The 19,592-nt window shown below is 41.8% G+C and carries 22 protein-coding genes; 1 reads left to right on the top strand and 21 read right to left on the bottom strand.

Annotated elements, in window-relative coordinates; all coding sequences use genetic code 11:
• Positions 1 to 209: 209 nt before the first annotated feature.
• Genes B5D59_RS06125 through B5D59_RS06085 form a run of 9 tightly spaced genes read right to left on the bottom strand, consistent with a single transcriptional unit; the run spans position 210 to position 9,372 of the window.
• On the bottom strand, positions 210 to 890 hold the full coding sequence (locus tag B5D59_RS06125; RefSeq protein ID WP_078817270.1) for an acylneuraminate cytidylyltransferase family protein: 681 nt from the start codon (positions 888 to 890) through the stop codon (positions 210 to 212).
• Positions 883 to 1,935 carry a nucleotidyltransferase family protein gene (locus B5D59_RS06120; RefSeq protein ID WP_078817269.1) on the bottom strand — a complete coding sequence of 351 codons (1,053 nt, stop codon included), beginning with the start codon at positions 1,933 to 1,935 and terminating at the stop codon, positions 883 to 885. Before B5D59_RS06120 ends, B5D59_RS06125 begins: the two co-directional genes overlap by 8 nt.
• Positions 1,932 to 2,561 (bottom strand): acetyltransferase, encoded by a 630-nt coding sequence (locus B5D59_RS06115; RefSeq protein ID WP_078817268.1) that lies wholly within the window; start codon positions 2,559 to 2,561, stop codon positions 1,932 to 1,934. Before B5D59_RS06115 ends, B5D59_RS06120 begins: the two co-directional genes overlap by 4 nt.
• The gene (gene neuB / locus B5D59_RS06110) at positions 2,554 to 3,633 is read right to left on the bottom strand and encodes an N-acetylneuraminate synthase (protein WP_078817267.1); all 1,080 of its coding nucleotides are present in this window, start codon (positions 3,631 to 3,633) and stop codon (positions 2,554 to 2,556) included. Before neuB ends, B5D59_RS06115 begins: the two co-directional genes overlap by 8 nt.
• On the bottom strand, positions 3,630 to 4,766 hold the full coding sequence (gene neuC / locus B5D59_RS06105) for a UDP-N-acetylglucosamine 2-epimerase (protein WP_078817266.1): 1,137 nt from the start codon (positions 4,764 to 4,766) through the stop codon (positions 3,630 to 3,632). Before neuC ends, neuB begins: the two co-directional genes overlap by 4 nt.
• Positions 4,763 to 5,923: a LegC family aminotransferase gene (locus tag B5D59_RS06100; protein ID WP_078817265.1), complete on the bottom strand. Its 1,161-nt coding sequence runs from the start codon at positions 5,921 to 5,923 to the stop codon at positions 4,763 to 4,765. The genes neuC and B5D59_RS06100 overlap by 4 nt, the downstream gene beginning before the upstream one ends.
• On the bottom strand, positions 5,920 to 6,921 hold the full coding sequence (locus tag B5D59_RS06095) for an NAD-dependent 4,6-dehydratase LegB (RefSeq protein WP_078817264.1): 1,002 nt from the start codon (positions 6,919 to 6,921) through the stop codon (positions 5,920 to 5,922). The genes B5D59_RS06100 and B5D59_RS06095 overlap by 4 nt, the downstream gene beginning before the upstream one ends.
• Positions 6,918 to 8,786 carry a motility associated factor glycosyltransferase family protein gene (locus B5D59_RS06090; RefSeq protein ID WP_176132515.1) on the bottom strand — a complete coding sequence of 623 codons (1,869 nt, stop codon included), beginning with the start codon at positions 8,784 to 8,786 and terminating at the stop codon, positions 6,918 to 6,920. Before B5D59_RS06090 ends, B5D59_RS06095 begins: the two co-directional genes overlap by 4 nt.
• Entirely contained in the window at positions 8,773 to 9,372 is a 600-nt protein-coding gene (locus B5D59_RS06085) for a DUF8042 domain-containing protein (RefSeq protein WP_078817262.1), read from the bottom strand. The genes B5D59_RS06090 and B5D59_RS06085 overlap by 14 nt, the downstream gene beginning before the upstream one ends.
• Before the next feature lie 516 nt (positions 9,373 to 9,888).
• On the opposite strand from B5D59_RS06085, the gene B5D59_RS06080 reads away from it, so the two are divergent.
• Positions 9,889 to 10,482: a hypothetical protein gene (locus B5D59_RS06080; protein WP_078817261.1), complete on the top strand. Its 594-nt coding sequence runs from the start codon at positions 9,889 to 9,891 to the stop codon at positions 10,480 to 10,482.
• A gap of 163 nt (positions 10,483 to 10,645) precedes the next feature.
• Here the strand turns inward: B5D59_RS06080 and B5D59_RS06075 are convergent, their stop codons facing one another.
• From B5D59_RS06075 to B5D59_RS06020, 12 genes are all read right to left on the bottom strand, one after another.
• Positions 10,646 to 10,960: a hypothetical protein gene (locus B5D59_RS06075; RefSeq protein WP_078817260.1), complete on the bottom strand. Its 315-nt coding sequence runs from the start codon at positions 10,958 to 10,960 to the stop codon at positions 10,646 to 10,648.
• A gap of 438 nt (positions 10,961 to 11,398) precedes the next feature.
• A complete protein-coding gene (locus B5D59_RS06070) occupies positions 11,399 to 12,223 on the bottom strand; it encodes a flagellin N-terminal helical domain-containing protein (RefSeq protein ID WP_078817259.1) in 825 nt (274 codons plus the stop codon).
• Positions 12,224 to 12,516: 293 nt separating this feature from the next.
• A complete protein-coding gene (csrA, locus tag B5D59_RS06065; RefSeq protein WP_078817258.1) occupies positions 12,517 to 12,738 on the bottom strand; it encodes a carbon storage regulator CsrA in 222 nt (73 codons plus the stop codon).
• A gap of 1 nt (position 12,739) precedes the next feature.
• Entirely contained in the window at positions 12,740 to 13,171 is a 432-nt protein-coding gene (fliW, locus tag B5D59_RS06060) for a flagellar assembly protein FliW (RefSeq protein ID WP_078817257.1), read from the bottom strand.
• Between the two features lie 37 nt (positions 13,172 to 13,208).
• Complete coding sequence (locus B5D59_RS06055) at positions 13,209 to 13,760, bottom strand: DUF6470 family protein (protein ID WP_078817256.1); 552 nt, start codon at positions 13,758 to 13,760, stop codon at positions 13,209 to 13,211.
• Positions 13,761 to 13,829: 69 nt separating this feature from the next.
• A complete protein-coding gene (gene flgL, locus B5D59_RS06050) occupies positions 13,830 to 14,696 on the bottom strand; it encodes a flagellar hook-associated protein FlgL (RefSeq protein ID WP_078817255.1) in 867 nt (288 codons plus the stop codon).
• A gap of 18 nt (positions 14,697 to 14,714) precedes the next feature.
• Entirely contained in the window at positions 14,715 to 16,241 is a 1,527-nt protein-coding gene (gene flgK, locus B5D59_RS06045) for a flagellar hook-associated protein FlgK (protein ID WP_078817254.1), read from the bottom strand.
• Between the two features lie 15 nt (positions 16,242 to 16,256).
• The gene (locus B5D59_RS06040; protein WP_078817253.1) at positions 16,257 to 16,760 is read right to left on the bottom strand and encodes a flagellar protein FlgN; all 504 of its coding nucleotides are present in this window, start codon (positions 16,758 to 16,760) and stop codon (positions 16,257 to 16,259) included.
• An 18-nt stretch (positions 16,761 to 16,778) separates the two neighbouring features.
• Positions 16,779 to 17,045: a flagellar biosynthesis anti-sigma factor FlgM gene (gene flgM / locus B5D59_RS06035; protein ID WP_040758361.1), complete on the bottom strand. Its 267-nt coding sequence runs from the start codon at positions 17,043 to 17,045 to the stop codon at positions 16,779 to 16,781.
• Positions 17,046 to 17,167: 122 nt separating this feature from the next.
• Positions 17,168 to 17,584, bottom strand: coding sequence for a TIGR03826 family flagellar region protein (locus B5D59_RS06030; RefSeq protein ID WP_078817252.1), 417 nt, complete (start codon positions 17,582 to 17,584; stop codon positions 17,168 to 17,170).
• Between the two features lie 6 nt (positions 17,585 to 17,590).
• Complete coding sequence (locus B5D59_RS06025; protein ID WP_078817251.1) at positions 17,591 to 18,208, bottom strand: ComF family protein; 618 nt, start codon at positions 18,206 to 18,208, stop codon at positions 17,591 to 17,593.
• Positions 18,205 to 19,518 (bottom strand): ATP-dependent helicase ComFA, encoded by a 1,314-nt coding sequence (locus B5D59_RS06020; RefSeq protein WP_078817250.1) that lies wholly within the window; start codon positions 19,516 to 19,518, stop codon positions 18,205 to 18,207. Before B5D59_RS06020 ends, B5D59_RS06025 begins: the two co-directional genes overlap by 4 nt.
• Between the last annotated feature and the right edge of the window lie 74 nt (positions 19,519 to 19,592).

Below are 19,592 nucleotides of genomic sequence, written 5' to 3'. Positions count from 1 at the left end.
ATCTTATCCAAAAGATTGCCCTTTATTTTGGATTTGTATGGATTACTACTTCCATCCTATTATAAAGGACTTTTTTATGGAAAAGATTATTTCAAAGTTATTCTGAACTAAGTAATGTAAGATTTTATTTTAATGCGACATTAGTGTTTAAATTACTATATTTTCATTCTTACCCTTTTCTCTCCTGTAAATATCCTACGTTAAACAAGTCAACCCAACATCCACTCACAAGCTTTAAAATCCATCTCAGTATCAATATCATAAGAACGTTCTTTAGGCATCTTATAAGCAACGGTTAAATCTGTTAAAAAGGATTTCGTATTTTTTAGCCATTCAACCTCAGCTACATAAACCGCGCCATTCAGTACAAAAACTGAAGGTAAATCTTGTCTTCGCTTCGATAAATCTGACTGAGATAGAAGAGGTTGCAACTGTTGATTGTCTTCTATCCTATACATCCAATATGGTGACTCTTGTGTTTCTGTTACGCTTACGCATGCCGGGGCAGATTCTTCTATCATAATTTCAATGGTTCGATCAATGTCTTCAGCTATTCGTAACGGAGAAGTAGGCTGCAATAATACAACATAATCATAGCCTTCCACTTCTTGTAATGCATGCAAGATGGGTTCAATACCACGAGTTGTGTCTTGTGCTAGTTCATCTGGTCTGACAAATGGCACGTCACAACCGTATTTTTTCGCAGTTTCTATGATTTCTCTATCTTCAGAGGAAAGTATCAATCGGTCAATATATTGTGATCTTTGCGCTTCTTCAATTGTCCATGCAATTAAGGGCTTCTCCGCCAAATTTTTTATATTCTTCCCAGGGACACCTTTTGAACCCCCTCTTGCAGTGATGACTGCCAGCACTTTTTTGTCATTAATCATAGAATATCTCTCCATAATCCCCATTAGCTTTCTCAAAATCTGCCATTCGTCCGATATCTAGCCAATATTCCCTCAATGGAAATGCACAAACGTTTTGCCGCTCTCTCATAAGACTTCCAAATAATTGTGGCATGTCAAAAAATGCATCGCGTGGTATGTACTCTAGTGCTTCCGAGTTCAATACATAAACACCTGCGTTCACAAAACTTTTATGAACAGGTTTTTCCACAATAGATAACAATCTGTCGTTTTCTGTCTCAATTACGCCATATGGTATTTGATATTCATACTCTCTAACACACATTGTAGCCTTAGATTCGGCTTCCAAATGAAAATCCAAGAGTTGTTCAAAATTAATCTTTGTCAATAAATCCCCATTCATAACGAAAATCGGTTGATCCGGTATTTCAGCTAAAAGAGACAAAGCCCCAGCTGTCCCAAGACGTTTATCTTCTTCGATATATCCTATATTCACACCAAGATGTGAACCGTCCTGAAAATAATCTTTTACGATTTCTTTTTTATAATTCACAGTTAAAATGAATTGCTCAAATCCATAATTTTTGAAGCCTTCTATTATCGTTTCAAGTATTGGCTTATTTCCCACGTTTAGCATAGGTTTTGGGATAGACTCTGTTAACGGACGGAGCCGTGTTCCGAGACCACCTGCCATCAAAACAACTTTATTGTCTTTCCTTAAAGATCTTTTTAATTCATCAGAGAATATAATCCGCAGTAAATTTCCCTTTTCATCTACTACTGGCAGCTGTTTAATCCCATATTGTTTCATATATCTCCTATATGCCGACGGATGCTTACCTTGTTGCACAACATGTGGGGATTGATTCATCACTTCATCAATAGACGAGTCTAAAGCAAGCCCTTTCAGAATCCCCCTCCGGATATCTCCATCCGTCACAGTTCCTAATAACCTGCCGTTCACCTCGACGACTGCTGCAAATTGCATGGTCGTCTCGTCAATCAATTTCATTGCTTGAATGATAGATGTGTCGGGTGTTAGCAATACATCTTTCCAGGTACTCATTGCTTCGCCTCCTTTGCCGGCACTCCATACACGGTCTTGCCGTCTGCTATATCATTTATCACGACTGAGCCTGCACCTATCAACACATGGCTTCCGATCTTGATCCCTTGTATAATTGTTGCTCCTGTACCTATGTGGGTAGTGTCACCAATTTGTACGCCTCCTGAAATCGTGACGCCTGGAGCGATGTGAGAGTGACAGCCTATTGAACAATCATGGTCTACCTTTGTACCTGTATTTAGAATTACATTTTCTTCTATCACACTATTCGTCTGCATGATAGATCCAGCCATAATTTGACACCCCTCTTCGACTTTAGCAGAAGGGGCAATTATGGCAGATGGATGAATTACAGTAACAAATGTGTATCCTAGCATTTTAAAGTGTTGAAATATAGTCGATCTTACATATGGCAAGTTAACTGATCCTAACCCCAATACCAGCTCAACTTCACTTGGATCGAATGCTCGGATTGCCTCATCCGCTCCTAAGTAATTCAGACTGAAAAAGACTTTATTTGGCTCGGGAGAAGTATAGCCCAAAACATTTCTTTGTTCTAAAAGAAGGATTTCAGCCAAGACAGACGCATGTCCGCCATCTCCTAAGATAATCACCGGCTTATTCATCCAACAAATCATCCTTTTCATATGATTTATTAGCCGGTCGTCCTAGTAACAACCAATAGCTGTTTGGCGACATCCCATTGCCAGGGCGCTTAATTGTAATATTTGAATGAGTGAATAGCTCACCTTCAGTAATAGTAGTAGTGGCAACTAAGCTTTTCCGAACTGCATGCTGATTTGCCAACTCAATAGAAGAAGGTTCCTTCATGCCGTTGCCCATTGCTTTTTCAACACGTCGAATTTCACTAACCATTTTGCCTAATTCACTCGGTTCCAGCGAAGCTGCATGGTCAGGTCCGGGCAGTTTTCGATCAAGTGTAAAATGTTTTTCAATAACTACTGCTCCTATAGATACGGCCGCTATAGGTATGGAGATCCCTGTCGTATGATCCGAAAAACCAATTGGCAAATGTAATTCTTTACGCATTTGATTCATAGCACGCAAATTCACCGATTCAGGCGGCGCCGGATAGACAGTTGTGCAATGTAAAACCGTTACATACTTCTTTAATACTTCTTTTGCCGATTCTGTCGAATAAAATTCTTTGACTGCTTCTACTTCAACATTATGATTTGGCAAAGCAAGGCCGTATGCGATGAATGACAAAGCTTCATGAATTTGGCTCAACGTGGCCATGCCTGTTGATAGAATGATCGAACGCCGCTTCGTTGCTATATAATGCAATAAAGGGCTGTTTGTTAATTCACCAGATGGAATTTTCACTTGTTGCATGTCCATCTCATCAAGCAAAAAATCGACACTCTCAAAATCAAAAGGTGTCGATAAGAATGTAATGGACTTCTGATCACAGTACTCTTTCAATTCCCTGAATTCATCGTAAGTAAGCTCCAAACTTTTCAACATTTCAAACTGCGATGTTTTCTCTCCGATATTATCCACTTGATAATCAGCCTGCTGCGCTTCCTTCGTGACCAAGTTTTCAGTTTTATACGTCTGGAATTTCACTGCATTTGCGCCCGCGTGTTTAGCGGTGTCTATTAATTGTTTGGCCAATAGTATAGATCCATTATGATTGACGCCTGCTTCGGCGATGATATATATCTGATCATTCATAAGTCAAAGAACTCCTTTCGGATAGGTTCTTTCGGAAAACTTTTAATTTCGCTTACGATTTTCTCGGAGACTTGTCCATCTCCAAATATTGTTTCATAAGATCCTGAGTAATTAATCGCTTCTTGTATAGCCCTGTAAATTGACTCCTCATTCAGTTCAGCCTGAATAACTGAGGAAGGACGTTCTCTTCCCGACTGACGTTCACCACAGTTCACAGTGGGGGTATTCAAGTATGGAACTTCGATTAGTCCGCTAGATGAATTACCAATCACTGCAGCAGCATGCTTGGCAGCGCTCAAGTATTTTAATTGACCTAAAGAATCGAATAGATAGGCATTGCTTCTTTCTGCAATAAAATCCTCGATTAACTTATTAATCTTTCTCCCGCCATTATCTGCATTTGATTTAGTGAACAGCAAGTTAAACTCATTAAAATTATTTAAGACATTTAAAAGCGGTGTTATGCCGTTTATACATCCATTCGTCTCAGGGTGAAATGTTATTAGAAAGAATGGCTTTGTACTAGAGATAGAAAGCTCTTTATACAATTCAACCTTATCCAATAATGAAGCTTTTAATATACCTTCTATTCCCAACGCACCAACATTCCAAACGCGATCCGGGTTTTCCCCCATTTGAATTACGCGTTTCCTATGTATTTCTGTGCTGACAAAATGCCAAGTTGCCATTTTTGTAACAGAATGACGGATGGCATCATCGTAAGCACCATAGGTCAGTTCTCCTCCATGTAAATGGATTATCGGTATATTATGTATAAGTGCCGACTGAGCTGCCGACAATATTTCAAATCGGTCTCCCAATACCATTACCATATCAGGTTGCAGACGTTCAAGAGCTTCAGCAAAACCAATTGTGGCCAAGCCAATTGACTTGATCACGCCTACAGACGTGTCAGACGATAGGAGCATTTCTATCTTTTCATTAACTACAAAACCATCTTCTTCAATCTGTTCGTAAGTCAATCCAAACTCTGGAGATAGATGCATACCTGTTACAATCAACTGCATATCTAATTCATGATCATCTTGAATTTCTTTCATAAGCCAATATAGCAAACCATACTCCGCTCGTGTACCAGTAACCACACAAACTTTTTTCCTATTCACACTCATACACCCTTTCGTAAAGGATTAGATGGAACGTTTATTAAATTCCTCTTAATTGAAACAGTAATATCCAAATTGCTTTTCGGACTTGTTTCATATATTGGTAATAGATGCAAAGGAGTCCAAATCGGTCTAGCTATTACGTCTTCACCGTTGAGCTGCGCAAGAATTTCATCTAACTTATATTGTTCAGGATCAATAAAAAGTGCCTGCAACCAGTAATTACTTTTAGCATAGTCGCACTCGGTAAATAACTTAACTCCTAGCATATCTTTGGTCAGTCTTTGATACTCATTGACCAAATCTCTTTTAGACTGGATAAACCCCTCAATTTTTTCTAATTGTGCGCAACCCAATGCAGCATTTATATTTGGCATCCGATGGTTGTAACCAATTTCATCGTGAACATATTCCCATTTATGCGGTACTTTTGCCGTAGTTGTCAGATGCTTTGCATAGTCAGCCAACTGGTCGTCATTCGTAAGAATCGCTCCGCCTCCGCCAGTCGTGATGATTTTATTTCCATTAAAACTTAATGCGGATGCAAGACCAAATCCGCCTGTATGTTTCCCTTTATAATAGGAACCTAAAGATTCTGCCGCATCTTCCACCAAAACAAGATGGTATTTTTCACATACTTCAAGTAAAAGATCCAAATCAACAGGATGGCCGAATGTATGCATAGGAACGACTGCACGAATGAGTCGCCCTGTTTGCTTATTAAATAGTTGCCGATTTTTTATTTCTCCGATATCTTTAATATGCTCCTCCAACTTTTGAGGATCCAACCCAAGAGTACTTTCATTAACATCTACAAAATGAGGTATAGCCTGCAGGTAACTGACTGCATTGGCGGTCGCAATGAAAGTTAAAGACGGCATGAATACCTCTTCATTAGCCTGTACCCCTGCTATCTTCAAGGAGATATGCAGAGCTGAAGTCCCGTTTACAACAGCAACCGCCCTCTTCACGCCAGTATACTCGGCAAGATCTCGTTCAAAACGATCAACATAGCTTCCGACAGAAGATACCCATCCTGATTGAACACAATCGGTTACATACTTGATTTCTGTTTCATCAAAAGTTGGTTCATGCAACGGAACAATATTTTTACCGTACATTCTCTTAATTTGATCGGCAAATTCAATCCATTGATCATTCATATGTTATACACATCCGTTTTGTAAGTGGCTAAATTTTGAGGATTAGTAAACCAATCAATCGTTTCCTTCAAGCCTAGTCTGAAGCCCTCTTTGCCACCGTAGATAGGTTCCCACCCAAGTAATTCTTTAGCTTTACGATTATCCGCCCACAGCCGTTCCACTTCACTTTTACTTGGACGCAGCCGTTGTTCATCTGTTTCGATGTGCAAATCAACATTCATTAACTCTGCAATGATTTCAGCAGTCTCTCCGATAGAAACTTCATAGTTGGAACCGATATTAATAACTTCTCCAACGGAACGGCTGCTATTCATAACAGAAATAAATCCATTCACTGTATCTTTTACATAATTGAAATCACGTGTTGGACTGACAGCACCTAATTTGATGCTTGTCTGTCCTGCTGCGAGCTGTCCGATAATTGTCGGAATGACGGCTCTAGCTGACTGTCGCGGTCCGTATGTATTGAACGGACGAATAACAGCAACCGGGAGATCGAACGACTTATTGAAAGACAAGGCCATTTGATCTGCTGCAATCTTCGTAGCTGAATAAGGAGACTGTCCCTGTAATGGATGATTTTCATCTATCGGTACATATTGTGCTGTTCCATAAACTTCACTTGTAGAAGTGTGCACAACTTTCTCCATTCCCAACTCACGGGCTGCCTGCACTACATTAAGCGTTCCTTTGATATTCGTATCTACGTATGTATCAGGCGAATGATAGGAGTAAGGAATCGCTATGAGTGCTGCTAGATTCAACACATGTGTGCAGTCCTTCATTGCTTCTTTGACACCATACGGATCACGGATATCACCTGTAAATACGTCTAATTCCTTCTTTACCTCTGAAGACAAGGTATCTAGCCATCCCCATGAGTTGAAAGAATTATAATAAACAAAAGCTCTGACATCATATCCACTTCGAATTAATTCTTCTGTTAAATGAGAGCCGATGAAACCATCAGCTCCAGTGACTAATACTTTATTTTTCATATAGTATCTTCTCCATTCATAGAGTCGATCTCAGACTTCATCTCTTCAAAATACGGCAGAACAAAATCATGATGAATAGCCACTTCGTGCAAGTAGCGGCCGAAAGAATTGACAACTGTATTAGCTTTTTTCTCAACATTTTCTTCATAACGTATATCTTTGACTTTTAAAGAAAGTTCTTCATTTTGCACCCGCACAAGCGGTTCTAGGAAACCCTGATAATATTCGTTTTGTTTCAGGCGGTTGAATAGTTGGTCAAAAGCCGCAAATTGCTTTTCTATGTTACGAAAACGTCTTTGCTCTTTTGCAAGTTGAATTTGTTCAAGTTCATTTAAAAGAATTTGTATTTCTTTTCGAATTGAACTAGCCATATCAGCTAAAAGTGCGGAACGTTTTTTTATGAATGTTACGTCATAACAATTGGTAACTGAACTAAAAAAATCTATAACCTGCTTTTCAGAAAAAAATGTTTCAATAACCTCTTTTAGAACCATATACTCAGCGCCCTCTATATGTGCGCCTTTCTTAGTTGTATTAATAACTTTTACAGAAGGATTAGATGCGATATACATTTCAAGCTGACTGCGCATACGGTTAAAGTCGTCACTTGACTCAATTTCATTTCCTTCCACATCTTTAATTTTTAAAGATTTTTCCTGCTCTTCCTCGTTAAGTTCATTTTCCACAAAATCATAGCGAATGCCTTTTGCATACCGGTGATTTTGAAGATAACCTAAGTTTTGTCCCGCTAAAATAACAGGGTTTGCACCTAGCTTGGCTAATAATTGCAATGTTACTACTGCAATAGATGGAGCGTCGAAAACAATATCAATAGATTGAGCTGTATCTAATAGTTTAGGTGAAACTGAATCTTGACTGGTGATCATATGGAACATGCTTCCTGGATAATTCTCTAATGTTTCAAATCCCACGGAACTGCCGAAAATCAAAGGTATTTCAGGTATATTCTTTTCTTTTAATTTTTCAAATACTTTCTGATTTCTCTCAGATGGGTCATACGTACAAGCCACATCCGGATAAATCCCCTGCTCAATCAACGCATTAATCGCAGAACCAACTGAAAAGATATAAGCTAAACCATGTTCCTTAATATACCTCAGATTCTCAAACTCTTCATTCAACGAAGGCCCGGCAGCAACAATGATTGCAGGCTTCCCTTCAAAAGCGCTCCGATTAATGTCACGCAAGATATTCGGCGTTTGTAAAACAGTAGGGAAGTTCTTTATGGAGTTAATGGTCCATCGCTTTTGAAAAGCGACATTAGTTGCAAGAACGCTGTGTCTGTCTTTCACTGATTCAAGGGCTTTTTGGAAGATGATTTGAATTTGTTCTCCATAAATCTTTTCATAGACAGGCAGTGTAATAATCTTTAGGACATTATTAGATGCCGCCAGAAGTTGCTGGACCTCAAACATTACTGTTTCTTCTTTAGTTCCAGTGAAAATCTTTTCTAACTGCCGAATGGGCAGTTCGTCAAGACGAAAGTTCGATAAATACATATGCAGTAATTCTTCGTTTGGTTCATAAATAGAAAACTTCGCATTAGGGTGCTTTTCCATGAACGCTTCGATATGCGCGCCGGTGCCTATGCCCGCAAAGAGTACATGTTTAATGACTTCCCCATCAAATTTCCCGGCAAATCGCTGCGCTTCTTTCTGCGGGTCGTATTTACTTTGCAAGTAGAGAGGCTTACCGTCATGCAGTACTTTTATTGTAAGTGCCCCAGTTCTTGCCGGTTCAGAGAACACCGTCCCGCTCGCCGGCTGGTCATCCCACTTAGAAAGACGCTGCAATAGTTCCCGGTCTTTAAAACGCAGCACATTGCGATTATCAATTAAGATCATGGCGCAAACCCTCATTGTCCATAGTCAACTGTATTTCTTTTTCTAATCCCTCAAAGTTCGGCAACAATTCATATTGAATGATATCCCCGATCAATACATTATCTTCATTCTCTATAGCTTCGGCCAAACTCAAAATATCTTCCTGCAATTTGTTGGAAATAGTAATATATCCTTGCCAATTCGACGGTACCGCCATGCTTTTTCCGATGGTCATCAGCATTTCATTGATCCATTGAAGTCCGCCAAGCAGCTGATCAAGAGTCGTCCATGTTTCAGGTTGTGGATTATCATAGAAAGCTTCTGCTAACGGCGCCAGTTCCGGGATTGCGCGCTGTGTATATTCTTCAGCAGAAAGAAGCAGATCATTTACAAATTCCTTAACTGTCTTCGCAATAATTTCTAGCTTTTCAATTTTCTCAGCATGTTCATTCAGATAGTTTTCATGATCTTCATAGACTTCTGCCCCGTCTGCGATAAAATGACTTAAATAATAATCTTTCGCCAATAAGTTGTTAATTTGTTCAATAATATTTTCAGCAGTTGCATTGTCGAGAGTGGTCGTCTGCTGTTGAAAAATCAGTTCCACGGAGAACGCCTCCAGTTGATAGTTTTATGTAAAGTGTAACATATTTATATAGTATATATCGGCGGAAAATCAGTATTTTGAAGGAAGAGCTTTGAAGATGGTATTGTTGGAATAACTGATTCAGCAAGATATAGATATCATTACGTCAATTGCCATGCTAATGCTATGATAAAAAACATACGTTCCTATATGTGGTTTACTTTAATCTGAGAAGGAGGATCTCACTATGCCAAGTGATGAAACCATTTCCTATATCAAACAGCATTTTCCCACTACTCCTACAAAATTATAGCTGACGCTGTCAATCTCACTATCAGCCAAGTTCGTACTCTGGTAAAAAACATCACATCAAGAAATATGATTTATATAAGGAAGGATTGAAACGGCAGCTTTTAACTGACAGATCTAAATGGTTTGAAAACAGCATCTCACCATTCGAACCGTCGCACTATCAGGAGCAGCTTCTGTTCGGCAGCCTGCTCGGCGACGGTTATATAAGCATAGGGGCAGCTCGGAGTGTTAACTGTTATTATCAAGAACATTTCGGAGAAGGCCAGCGGGGATATCGTGAGTGGAAATTATCACAGCTGCGTGAAATTCTATACCCAAGCGGACGTAAGACACTGGACCAAGCGTTTCTCACTCGCTGTACACACCCTGTATTTTTGGCAGCACTTTATCTGGATGACGGCAGCTTGTCAGTTGCTTGCAGATCATGTGAATAAAACATTTGGGACCAACTATGTATTGTCAGGCCATCCGGACGGCCACCAATATCTATTAAAGCTGAATAAGGAACAGGATGTACAGTATTTGTTTAATGTGATTGCTTCGTATGTGAAAGAAATAGACTGCATGAGATACAAGACCAACTTGGAAGAAAATATAACATTGAAGACAGAGTCATTACACGTGAAATACAGGAAGGTTATAAAGATTGTCATCAGTTCATCTGGAAGATTTAAGGCTTATACCAAGGAGGAAATCGAGCGAATGATTATCTTGAAGAATACAAAAGTTGCCGACCAGATGATTGCAGATGAATTAGGCAGGTCTTATTGGTCGGTTGTGTATAAACTGAAGGAACTAAGACGAAAAAGATGTTTATAAAGGGAGAATAGGTGCTAAAGATTCATGCTCCAACACCTTTTTACCACCTAAAGCGACCTCTTCTAAATCTCTATGAAAAAAACGTCCACGTCCTACTGTCCAGGAGATTATAACACGAAACTAGGTTAATACCTAGTTTTAGTTATCTGTTGGTAAATCAAAGCTACAAAATCACATCTGATTTTGTAGAGCCGACGGAATAAACATCAATTTTGTTTATAACTTTTCTAGCAAATTCAGTGGCAATCATCCAATTGCCAAGCTCTAGAATATTATTTAAATTGTTGATTAATGATTCCACTTTCCCCTCTGTTATTTCAGAATCTACAGCTGTTATAGTTATTTCTCTCGCTAACTCTTCAATACTCAATATATATTTCAAATCTAGCCTGCAACGTCGTGGAGTTATATATTTTGTGTGGACGGAGTAATTCCATTGTTTAAACTGTCCCACTAAAATTTGCTTTTCAACATTCATTTATAATCCTCCTTGCCATAAATTTCAAAAGACACGATCCGAGTTATCAGATCGTGTCTTTTTAACCAAATTAACGTAGCAATTGAAGTACGCCTTGTGGTTGTTGGTTGGCTTGCTTTGCCGCCATGTCTTTCGATCATGGAATAGACTATATCTTCACCCTCATACTACAAGGGGCTGGGCACTTCGAATGTTACAGTTGGTAACACCCTACGGATTTCATCGTCATAGCGGCTGCCTTAGACGGTATATCCTAGTCGTTGAACGTTCCCCACGGTTTCCCGACAGGGGCTTCGCTGCTGATTGTCCAATCTCTTCTTTTTCAGGCCGTCGCGTTTACCGTTTCCAGTTCCGCTGTGGAAGAAGAGCTCTCAGGAGGTTCCAGCAATTCACCCAGTGATGATCTTATCCGTTGCCAGATAAGACGCCCGTACAACATTATCGAAGAAGTTGTAAAACTCCTTGAGATGACTGTTGTGCTTGAGCCAACATTGCTTGTGCTGCTTGAGTTAAGATGTTGTTCTTTGTGAAGTCCATCATCTCTTTCGCCATATCGACGTCTCTAATACGTGATTCTGCAGCTGTTAAGTTTTCGGAAGAAGTTCCTAGGTTGTTAATTGTGTGTTCTAAACGGTTTTGCATTGCACCTAGCTTAGAACGCTCTGCGGAAACTTTGTCAATGCCGGATTGAATCTTAGTAATAGCCTTCTCTGCACCTGATTGCTTTTCAATTGATAAACCTGAGACTCCAATACCAGAAGCTTTCATGTTAGCAAACTCTAAGGAAACAGTTTGTCCAGAATTAGCTCCAACCTGGAACTTCAGACCTTTATCCGTACCTGATAGGCCTCCTGACATTAAAGTTTTAGTGTTAAACTGTGTTGTGTTAGCAATACGATCAACTTCGTCTGTTAATTGCTTGAGCTCTTTTTGCAACTCGCCTCTATCTCCATCTGTATTTGTATCGTTCGAAGACTGAACTGCTAATTCACGCATACGTTGAAGAATATCATGTGTTTCGTTCAAAGCACCTTCGGCTGTTTGAATCAAAGAAATCGCATCTTGTGAGTTCTTTTGAGCCATGTCCAAACCGCGGATTTGACCACGCATTTTTTCAGAAATAGCTAGACCAGCTGCATCATCTCCAGCACGGTTGATCTTCAAACCAGAAGATAGTTTCTCCAAGTTTTTAGAAGCTGCCGTGTTGTTTGAACCTAGTTGACGGTGTGTATTAAGTGCTGCAATGTTGTGATTGATAATCATTTTAATTTCCTCCTTGAGTGTTTGTTGGGTTCACGTCCATGTGACCCGGGTTTTTGTGGCGGTGTCTGGAGCCGGCCGAACTCTTTCTCCCGCTTACACTACTAATATCGGATGGCCGGGTGAAGTGTTTAGTAGTTTATGAAATTTTTTTCGATTGTTTTTAAATGTGTAGGAGTTATGGCGGTTGGTTGATAGACGTGGGGGATTCTTGTGATGCCGGGATGCCAAGTGCCGTCACAATTCACGAATTACGGTGAATTGTGACGGAAGCCTGGTGGGCTGTTGGTTGGTGGTTAGTCTTTTTTGAGTAGGGTGGTAAACAGGTTGGCGTCCAGGGTGATGGCTTCGCTGTTGGTTTCAGTGATGGATTGGACTAGCTCTCCACGTAGGATGTCGACTGACTTTGGTGCTTCAATCCCGATACGTACTGTGTCACCCTTTATTTCAAGAATGCGGATTTCGATGTTGTCTGAGATTTTAATGGTGTCGTTTGTCTTGCGTGAAAGGACGAGCATGTTAATTTCCTCCTTTGCCGATTGAGTGTCTGACTTCGAAATGGGTATCGTTCAGGATCATTTGTTTTGCTGTTTTGTTGTGCAGTTGGAAAATTAATGGTGCTTGAAGGTTTATGGTTGATTGTTCAAATGGTTGTTTCATGGATAGGATGCCTAGTACCATGATGTCTTCTGGTTTTGTAATTTCTAGTAAGTCAATAGTCGGTTCGTCGATTTCGAATGAGTAGTTGTCGACTATGGTGTATGGATTGGCTACGATGAAGGCTGTATTTGTATTTTTTGTTGATTGGAGTACTTGGAATGCTGTGTTTCCTTCTATTGGTAATAGGGCGAATTTGGTTTCTTCTTCGAATCCTGGCAGACCTTTTGGGAAGTGCCAGGTTTCGGTGGGTTCTATATGGACAGAGCCGTGGAATTTCGTTTGGATTTGCATGTTGGTTGCTCCTTTTATCATTGTTTGGATACTAGTTTTAGACTTTCCAGTCGATGTCGATGGAGTTGTATTGTTCCATTACACGGGATACTTTTCCTTGGGTGTAGTTATGGATCGGACGGTTTATTTGTGCATCTACTATCGGCTTTTGGGTTCTTACATTGGTGTCCAGTGAGCCGGGTGAGAAGCTCATTTGTAGTTTTGTCCGGTCACCAACAAAGCGGACGTTGATGTCGGCTTGTGGTCGGTCGGTGCTTTGTTTGATGACGTCCGCTAGGCTGGCCCCGTTTTCGATTTTCATTAGTTGCTGGCCTTCTTGTGCGCGCCTTCCTGCTCCTTCCAAAGCTTTTTGCATACCATATTGAGCATTTTCCGCACTGCGTCTTAGCGTGCTTTTCAAATCGATATCCGCTCGGTTTTCAGTTGAATCCAATGATAGCCGCGGACGCGTCGTAGACATTTCTAGGATGGCGGCTGGTTGTTCGATATTTTGTGTCGCTTTAGGTTGTTCAATTTCCTGTATCGGTTTATCGATTTGCAGCCCTAGCTTAGCTGGTGTTGTTTGGATTTGTAACTGTGGGATGTTCATTGTGGGTGACCTCCATTCGTATGTAGAGAAAAGAGACAGACACTTCTTTGCTGTGTCTGTCTCCTGATATTAGCGTAAGAAGTCAACTAGTGACGGTTGGATGATCCGCGCGCCTACGGATAGTGCCGCGCGATGGATTGATTCGGATGTAATGAGTTCTGTGATGACTACTTCATAATCGATGTCTTCATTTTCAGAGCGTTGTTTTTTTGCTGCACCTTCTTGCATTTGAAGACGGTTGTCCATGAGTTCAGCACGATTAGAGCGGGCACCGATGTCAGCTCGGTTTGTTAGGACTTTATCCAATTGCCCTTCAATTGAAGTAAGTGCTCCGCCGAAATCAAAGTTTTCACCTTCTGTTTTAATCTGTTCAAACAAATCATCAATCTCTTTAAACATTTCACCTGCAACTGTATTGACTCTTAAATTAACACCATCAAAAACTTCAATCTCCACATTTTTTTGATACGCATCTCCAGTTTCATAATCCGTGCCATTGAATAATGGTTTATCTGTCATCGTACCGCTAAAAATGTATTTGTCTCCAACTTTTGTATTGGCCAAGTCTTGTAGCTGTTTTTGCATTTGTTCAAGTTCAATTTTAATCTTATCTCGGTCTTCTGGCGTCATAGCTCCAGTATTTGCAGCATTCGTCGCTAGCTCTTTTGCGCGATGTAATACTTGTCCTACTCCATCCAACGCATCATCCGAACTATCCAGCCAGTTATTGACCTCTCCTAAGTTCTTCTGATACTGCGCCACCTTGTCTACCGTCATTCCATAACCAAGACTTTTCATAACAACAACCGGATCATCGGATGGACGGCTAACTTTTTTACCAGTGTTCAATTGTTCTTGCAGTTTGCCCATTTTATTATAGCTGGTTGATAAGTTACGCAGCATATTATTGGAAAGCATTGATTGTGTAACACGCATTGCTATGATTCCTCCTTATTATCTACCGACAACGCCCATGCCGTTGATGATTTTATCAAGTGTTTCATCCATGACGGTGACCATGCGGGCCGATGCATTGTATGCCTGTTGGAAACGGATCATGTCGGTCATTTCTTCGTCGAGTGAGACGGAGCTGACCGAGTCACGTCGGTTAGATACTGCGCCTAGTAGTGTCATGGAGTTTTGGGTCATTTTGACTGCTTGTTGTCCCTCTACGCCGAGTTCACCGATTACACCTGAATAATAGGTTTGTACGCTAGAGCCACCCAAATCACCTAAGGGTTTAAACAATACATCCCCTAATTTCTTTGCATTCTCTGCATTCCCTACTTCACCCGCTGCACCTGAAGCATTGACTCTGCTAGGATCTTTTTGGATTGCTTCGACTACTTTAATTCCAGCTGCTCCTGTTCCTTCAAAGAAATTATTCACCTTAGGTTTTGCAGGTTGACCGTCAGGTGTAGGAAGCGGCTCACCACCACTGTGTACTGCATTAAATTCTTTCATAAAGGCATCTGCCATTTTATCTAACTTTGCAAGCATATCTGGATATAAGCCTTTCACATCGCCGTCTACGTATCCAAATGAATTCACCAATGATTTCAGAGAGCCTGCGTCTTGCATTTCATTTACATCTAGATCTCCACCTGTAGCTAGACCATTCCCCGTAAATGTGAAACCGGTTATCGCACCAGTAGGGTTTCCTTCTGTGTCGGCATCGTCTACAGATATCTTTGCGACATCTTTTTTCTGTACTACCGTAATCGGGTCACCATCTGTCTTGATCTTTACAGTCACTGTTCCCTCAGCTATCGCAGGTGCACGTCCGCCAGTCTTCTCATAACTGACTTCAATCGGCAAATATGTTGATAGCTGATCAAGTAATCCATCACGGGCATCATATAAATCATTCGGCAAATATCCGTTTGGTTCAACTTCTGCAATTTGACGGTTCAATTCACCGATTTGTGTGAGAATGGAATTGATGTCTTTCGTAGATACACCAATCTCTTTCCCAAGGTTTGTTTGAATTTCTTCCAACGATTTATGAATATAGTTAAAAGAATCAGCAACTGCCACCCCACGCTCCACTACTACTGCCCTAGCTCCACCATTCTCCGGATTCGCTGCAAGCGTCTGCAATGATTGCCAAAAGTCACTTAATGACTGTTGCAAGCCATATTTAGAAGGCTCCGCCAGCACATCCTCCATCTGCGCGATCGCCTTTGTCTGTGATTCCCAATAACCGAGTTTATTCGACTCATCCCGAAACTGCTTATCTACAAACCCATCTCTGATTCTTTGGATAGACCCAGCCTCCACACCTGTCCCTAAAAACCCAGGCATCGTCCCTGCATTCATCCCCACTCCCGGAAAACCGGAAGTAGCCTGCATGTTCACACGCTGTCTCGAATAACCCAGCGTGTTGGCATTACTAATATTATGTCCTGTCGTATAAAGAGCGGATTGCTGTGTGTACAATCCGCGTTTGCTTGTTTCTAATCCCATGAATGTTGAGCGCATGTTGTGTTGTCCTCCTTAGGCTTGGGAGTCGAATGAGGAGAGTTTTGGTTTGGCTCCTGGCGACTGCCCTTGTACTTCGTTTTTTGAATAGTTGGCGGTTTCCGGACGCGGACGGACCATGTCCAGCGATAGATTCACAAATTGAAGGGATTGGTAGGTCATTTGTTGGTTGAGTTCGTTTTGCTGTTTCAACTCATGAATCGCATGCAGGAGACGGTCCTTCGCCTCTGCTAATGGTTGTTTGTCCGGTTCGTTCGCTCGTTCAATCAAATACGTCATCGTCGGTTCGGCAGGGACTGGACTTCCTTGTTCAGTCAAATACTGCTTCACGGCGTTCACGCGTTGCTGGTCCATTTGTACAATTGCCGCCAAATGGGCTTGCTCCTCCTTCAACAGCTGGTCAATCCCATTGATGTCTCCGCTTTTCAGCAGTGCGGTCTTGTCGTTGGACAGACGGAGCAGGCTCGTATGCAGTTTTTCCAGGTGATTGAGCGTCGTTAAGATCGGTTCAATGGACATGTGGTTACCTACTTTCTGTTACAGCTTATTGTAATAAGACAGCATGCTGGAAGCGAGTTCTTTTGCATCCACTTGATAGTCGCCGGATTGCACTTGTGCTTTCAACTGTTGCACGCGTTGCTGACGTTCCGTTTCAATAGGTGTTGCCGTAGATAACTTTTTTGCTTCCGATGAAATCTCCAGTTTGTCGGTCTTCAGTTGATTCGACTGTTTTGCTTGATCGACTTTCATTTGCTGATTGCGGTATGGATTGACCGCTGGGGTGTTGAATCTTTCAATTTTCATAGTTCTCGCTCCTTTCGTTTTAAGCCTTCAGATAGGTCCTACTCTTTACTTCGGCAGAATTCCTTAAACGTTTAGAGGCTTTGGGATGAAAAAACGAACAGTACGAACTGCTCGTTTTTTCGTCACTTCCTGTCTTTTTGCGAGTAATACGTCGCTCGGTCTTGTTCTTTCATCGCTTCACGCAGTTCTTCTGCTGCTTCGATCGTATTCAATTCACGTTTGATCTCGTCAGTGCACTTTACGCAAAGTTTACCGGTCGTCGTCAACGAGCCGCATTTGTCGCATGGATAGCCTAAATTCGGAAACAATGCGGGCTGAAGTCTTCCTTTACGCACCCAGCGATGCAGTAAGCTCTCGGTCACGCCTGTAGCTTCGACGATCCGGTCGATGTTTGCCGCACGGTTTTCGCGTTTGCGTAAGAACCGATAGACCGTTTCATACATTTTCTCTTCATTCATTGCACACTTCGCACACACATCCCGGACACCCGTGTAATTGAAAAAATCTCCGCATGTCGGACAATTCCTCAGTTCTGCCATGTCTCATCACTTCTTTCCTGTAGCTCTGAATAATGTCACCGCTTCCACTCGTTCAGCCCCCGCTTGCTTTAACGTATGCGCAGCGTGCTGCAAAGTGGTACCGGTCGTATAAATATCATCAACGAGCACATAGATCTTCTCATTACTTATTATATCGGCTGACGCGGTGAATAGTTCAATTATCGCCAGACGTTCACTCCGTGTTTTTTCGCCCATCACCGACTCAGTCGTTTTTTGCAAAAGTTCTTGAAATGGAATGCCAGCAGCTTCGAGCAACGCATCGACTTGCGCGAAAGTTCGCCTCTTTTTACTCGCCGGGTGCATCGGAATCGGCACAATAATTTTTTTCGGATCAATCAACACGCTTCGCAGGTCACTCGCAAATACATACGCCAGTGCGATATCTTGCAGAAATTTGAATTGGTGCAGGTATTCGCGCGCTTGCTCATTGTATGCATAGAGCGAATAAATAGAGTCCAACTGATCGGTTTTTGTGATACTGTCGATCCGTTCGAATTTCGCTAAGCACACTGGACAGGTTGAGGTTTGCTTTTCGATACCTAGAAATTGTTGCCACGTCGGCTGGTCGTCGAGCGGCTTTTCGCATAATAGGCAACTGTTCATAGCAAGGGATCTCCTTGTTTGTTAAGCTTGCGGATTTCCTGCTTTGCTTCGTCCATTGCGTTCGTGATGCCTTGATGAAACAGCACAAAATCGCCGGATGTATTCGGAACGGAACGCCCGACCCGGCCGCCGATTTGGATGAGTGCACCTTTATTGAAAATCGTCTGTTCCGCGCCGACGACCGCCACTTGCACGTTCGGAATCGTAATGCCGCGTTCAAGTATGGTTGTGGTCAAAAGGCCGGGTACTTCTTTTTTCCTTAATAATTGTACGCGTTCTTTTCGATCCGCATGCTCCGCGTGGACAGCACAGATCCTGTCTTCGAGTTGCTGAAAAAGTGGCTCCGCAAGTTCCATCAATTCAATTTGATGAAAGAAGATGAGAAACGGCTGTTGTTTATCCAGGCGTTCTTTCGTCCAATTCAGCAGTTTTTGGGGGATGCGTTTCTTCTTTATCTGTTTTTCATAATTCCATAATGTTTCATTGCGCGGCTCAGGCAATGGTTTGCCATGATAGCGCCTCGCGAGGATGGAAATATTGCCGTTTTTTTTATTCATGGCTAGCAATTGTGCTGAAGGTGTGGCAGTGACGAAATGAATCGGTGCGTTTGCCTTTGCTGCTTTTCGCACTGCTTGTTGCAGTGTTTCGTCGGCAGTATAAGGAAATGCATCTGCTTCGTCAACGAAGACCGCGTCAAACGCTTCTTGGAATCGGTACAGCTGATGTGTAGTCGCAAGAATTAACTGTGCATCAAAGCGCTCTACATCTGCCCCGCCATAAAGTGCTTCAATGACGGTGTCAGGGAATGCAGTTTTCAGACGCGGCAGCAATTCTAGAATGACGTCTACTCTTGGAGCCGCGAGACAAACGCGTTTGCCTTCATTCAGCAAGTGGTGAATAGGTTTAAAAAGCATTTCCGTCTTACCAGAACCACAGACTGCATAAAGTAGATGGGAGATACTTTGTTGCGTACTGTCCAGCAACTCGTTTGTTGCCTTCTGCTGGGCTGGCGTCAAGTTTCCCTGCCAGTCCATTCGATGCTCTGTCGGATAAATCGAAGCTTGTCCAGTCCAAATGAGCAATTCCGAACAACGCGAGACGCGTCCCATTTTTAAGCAGTTGCGGCAGTAAGCACACGTCGTTTCACATTGCGCACATTGGAAACTCGTAAACTTTGATTGATCTTCATTGAGGCAACGGCGGCACGTAAAGTGTGTACCGTGCCAAGTCATTTTGGCTGTAACGCCTGCCAGAGTTTGAATTGCTCCTCGTTCAATTAATTCGGCAATCGTTTCGGGTGGAAATGGCATGACGTGGCGCAACCAAATGCGGCCTGCCAGGAACTTTTGTAGCTCATCGTAATTGGCTATAGAAGGAATCCTCC

The organism is Sporosarcina newyorkensis, assembly GCF_900167515.1.
Classification (GTDB): Bacteria; Bacillota; Bacilli; order Bacillales_A; family Planococcaceae; genus Sporosarcina; species Sporosarcina newyorkensis.
The sequence above is the reverse complement of the archived record's forward strand: the minus strand, read 5'-3'. Positions and strand labels throughout refer to the sequence as shown.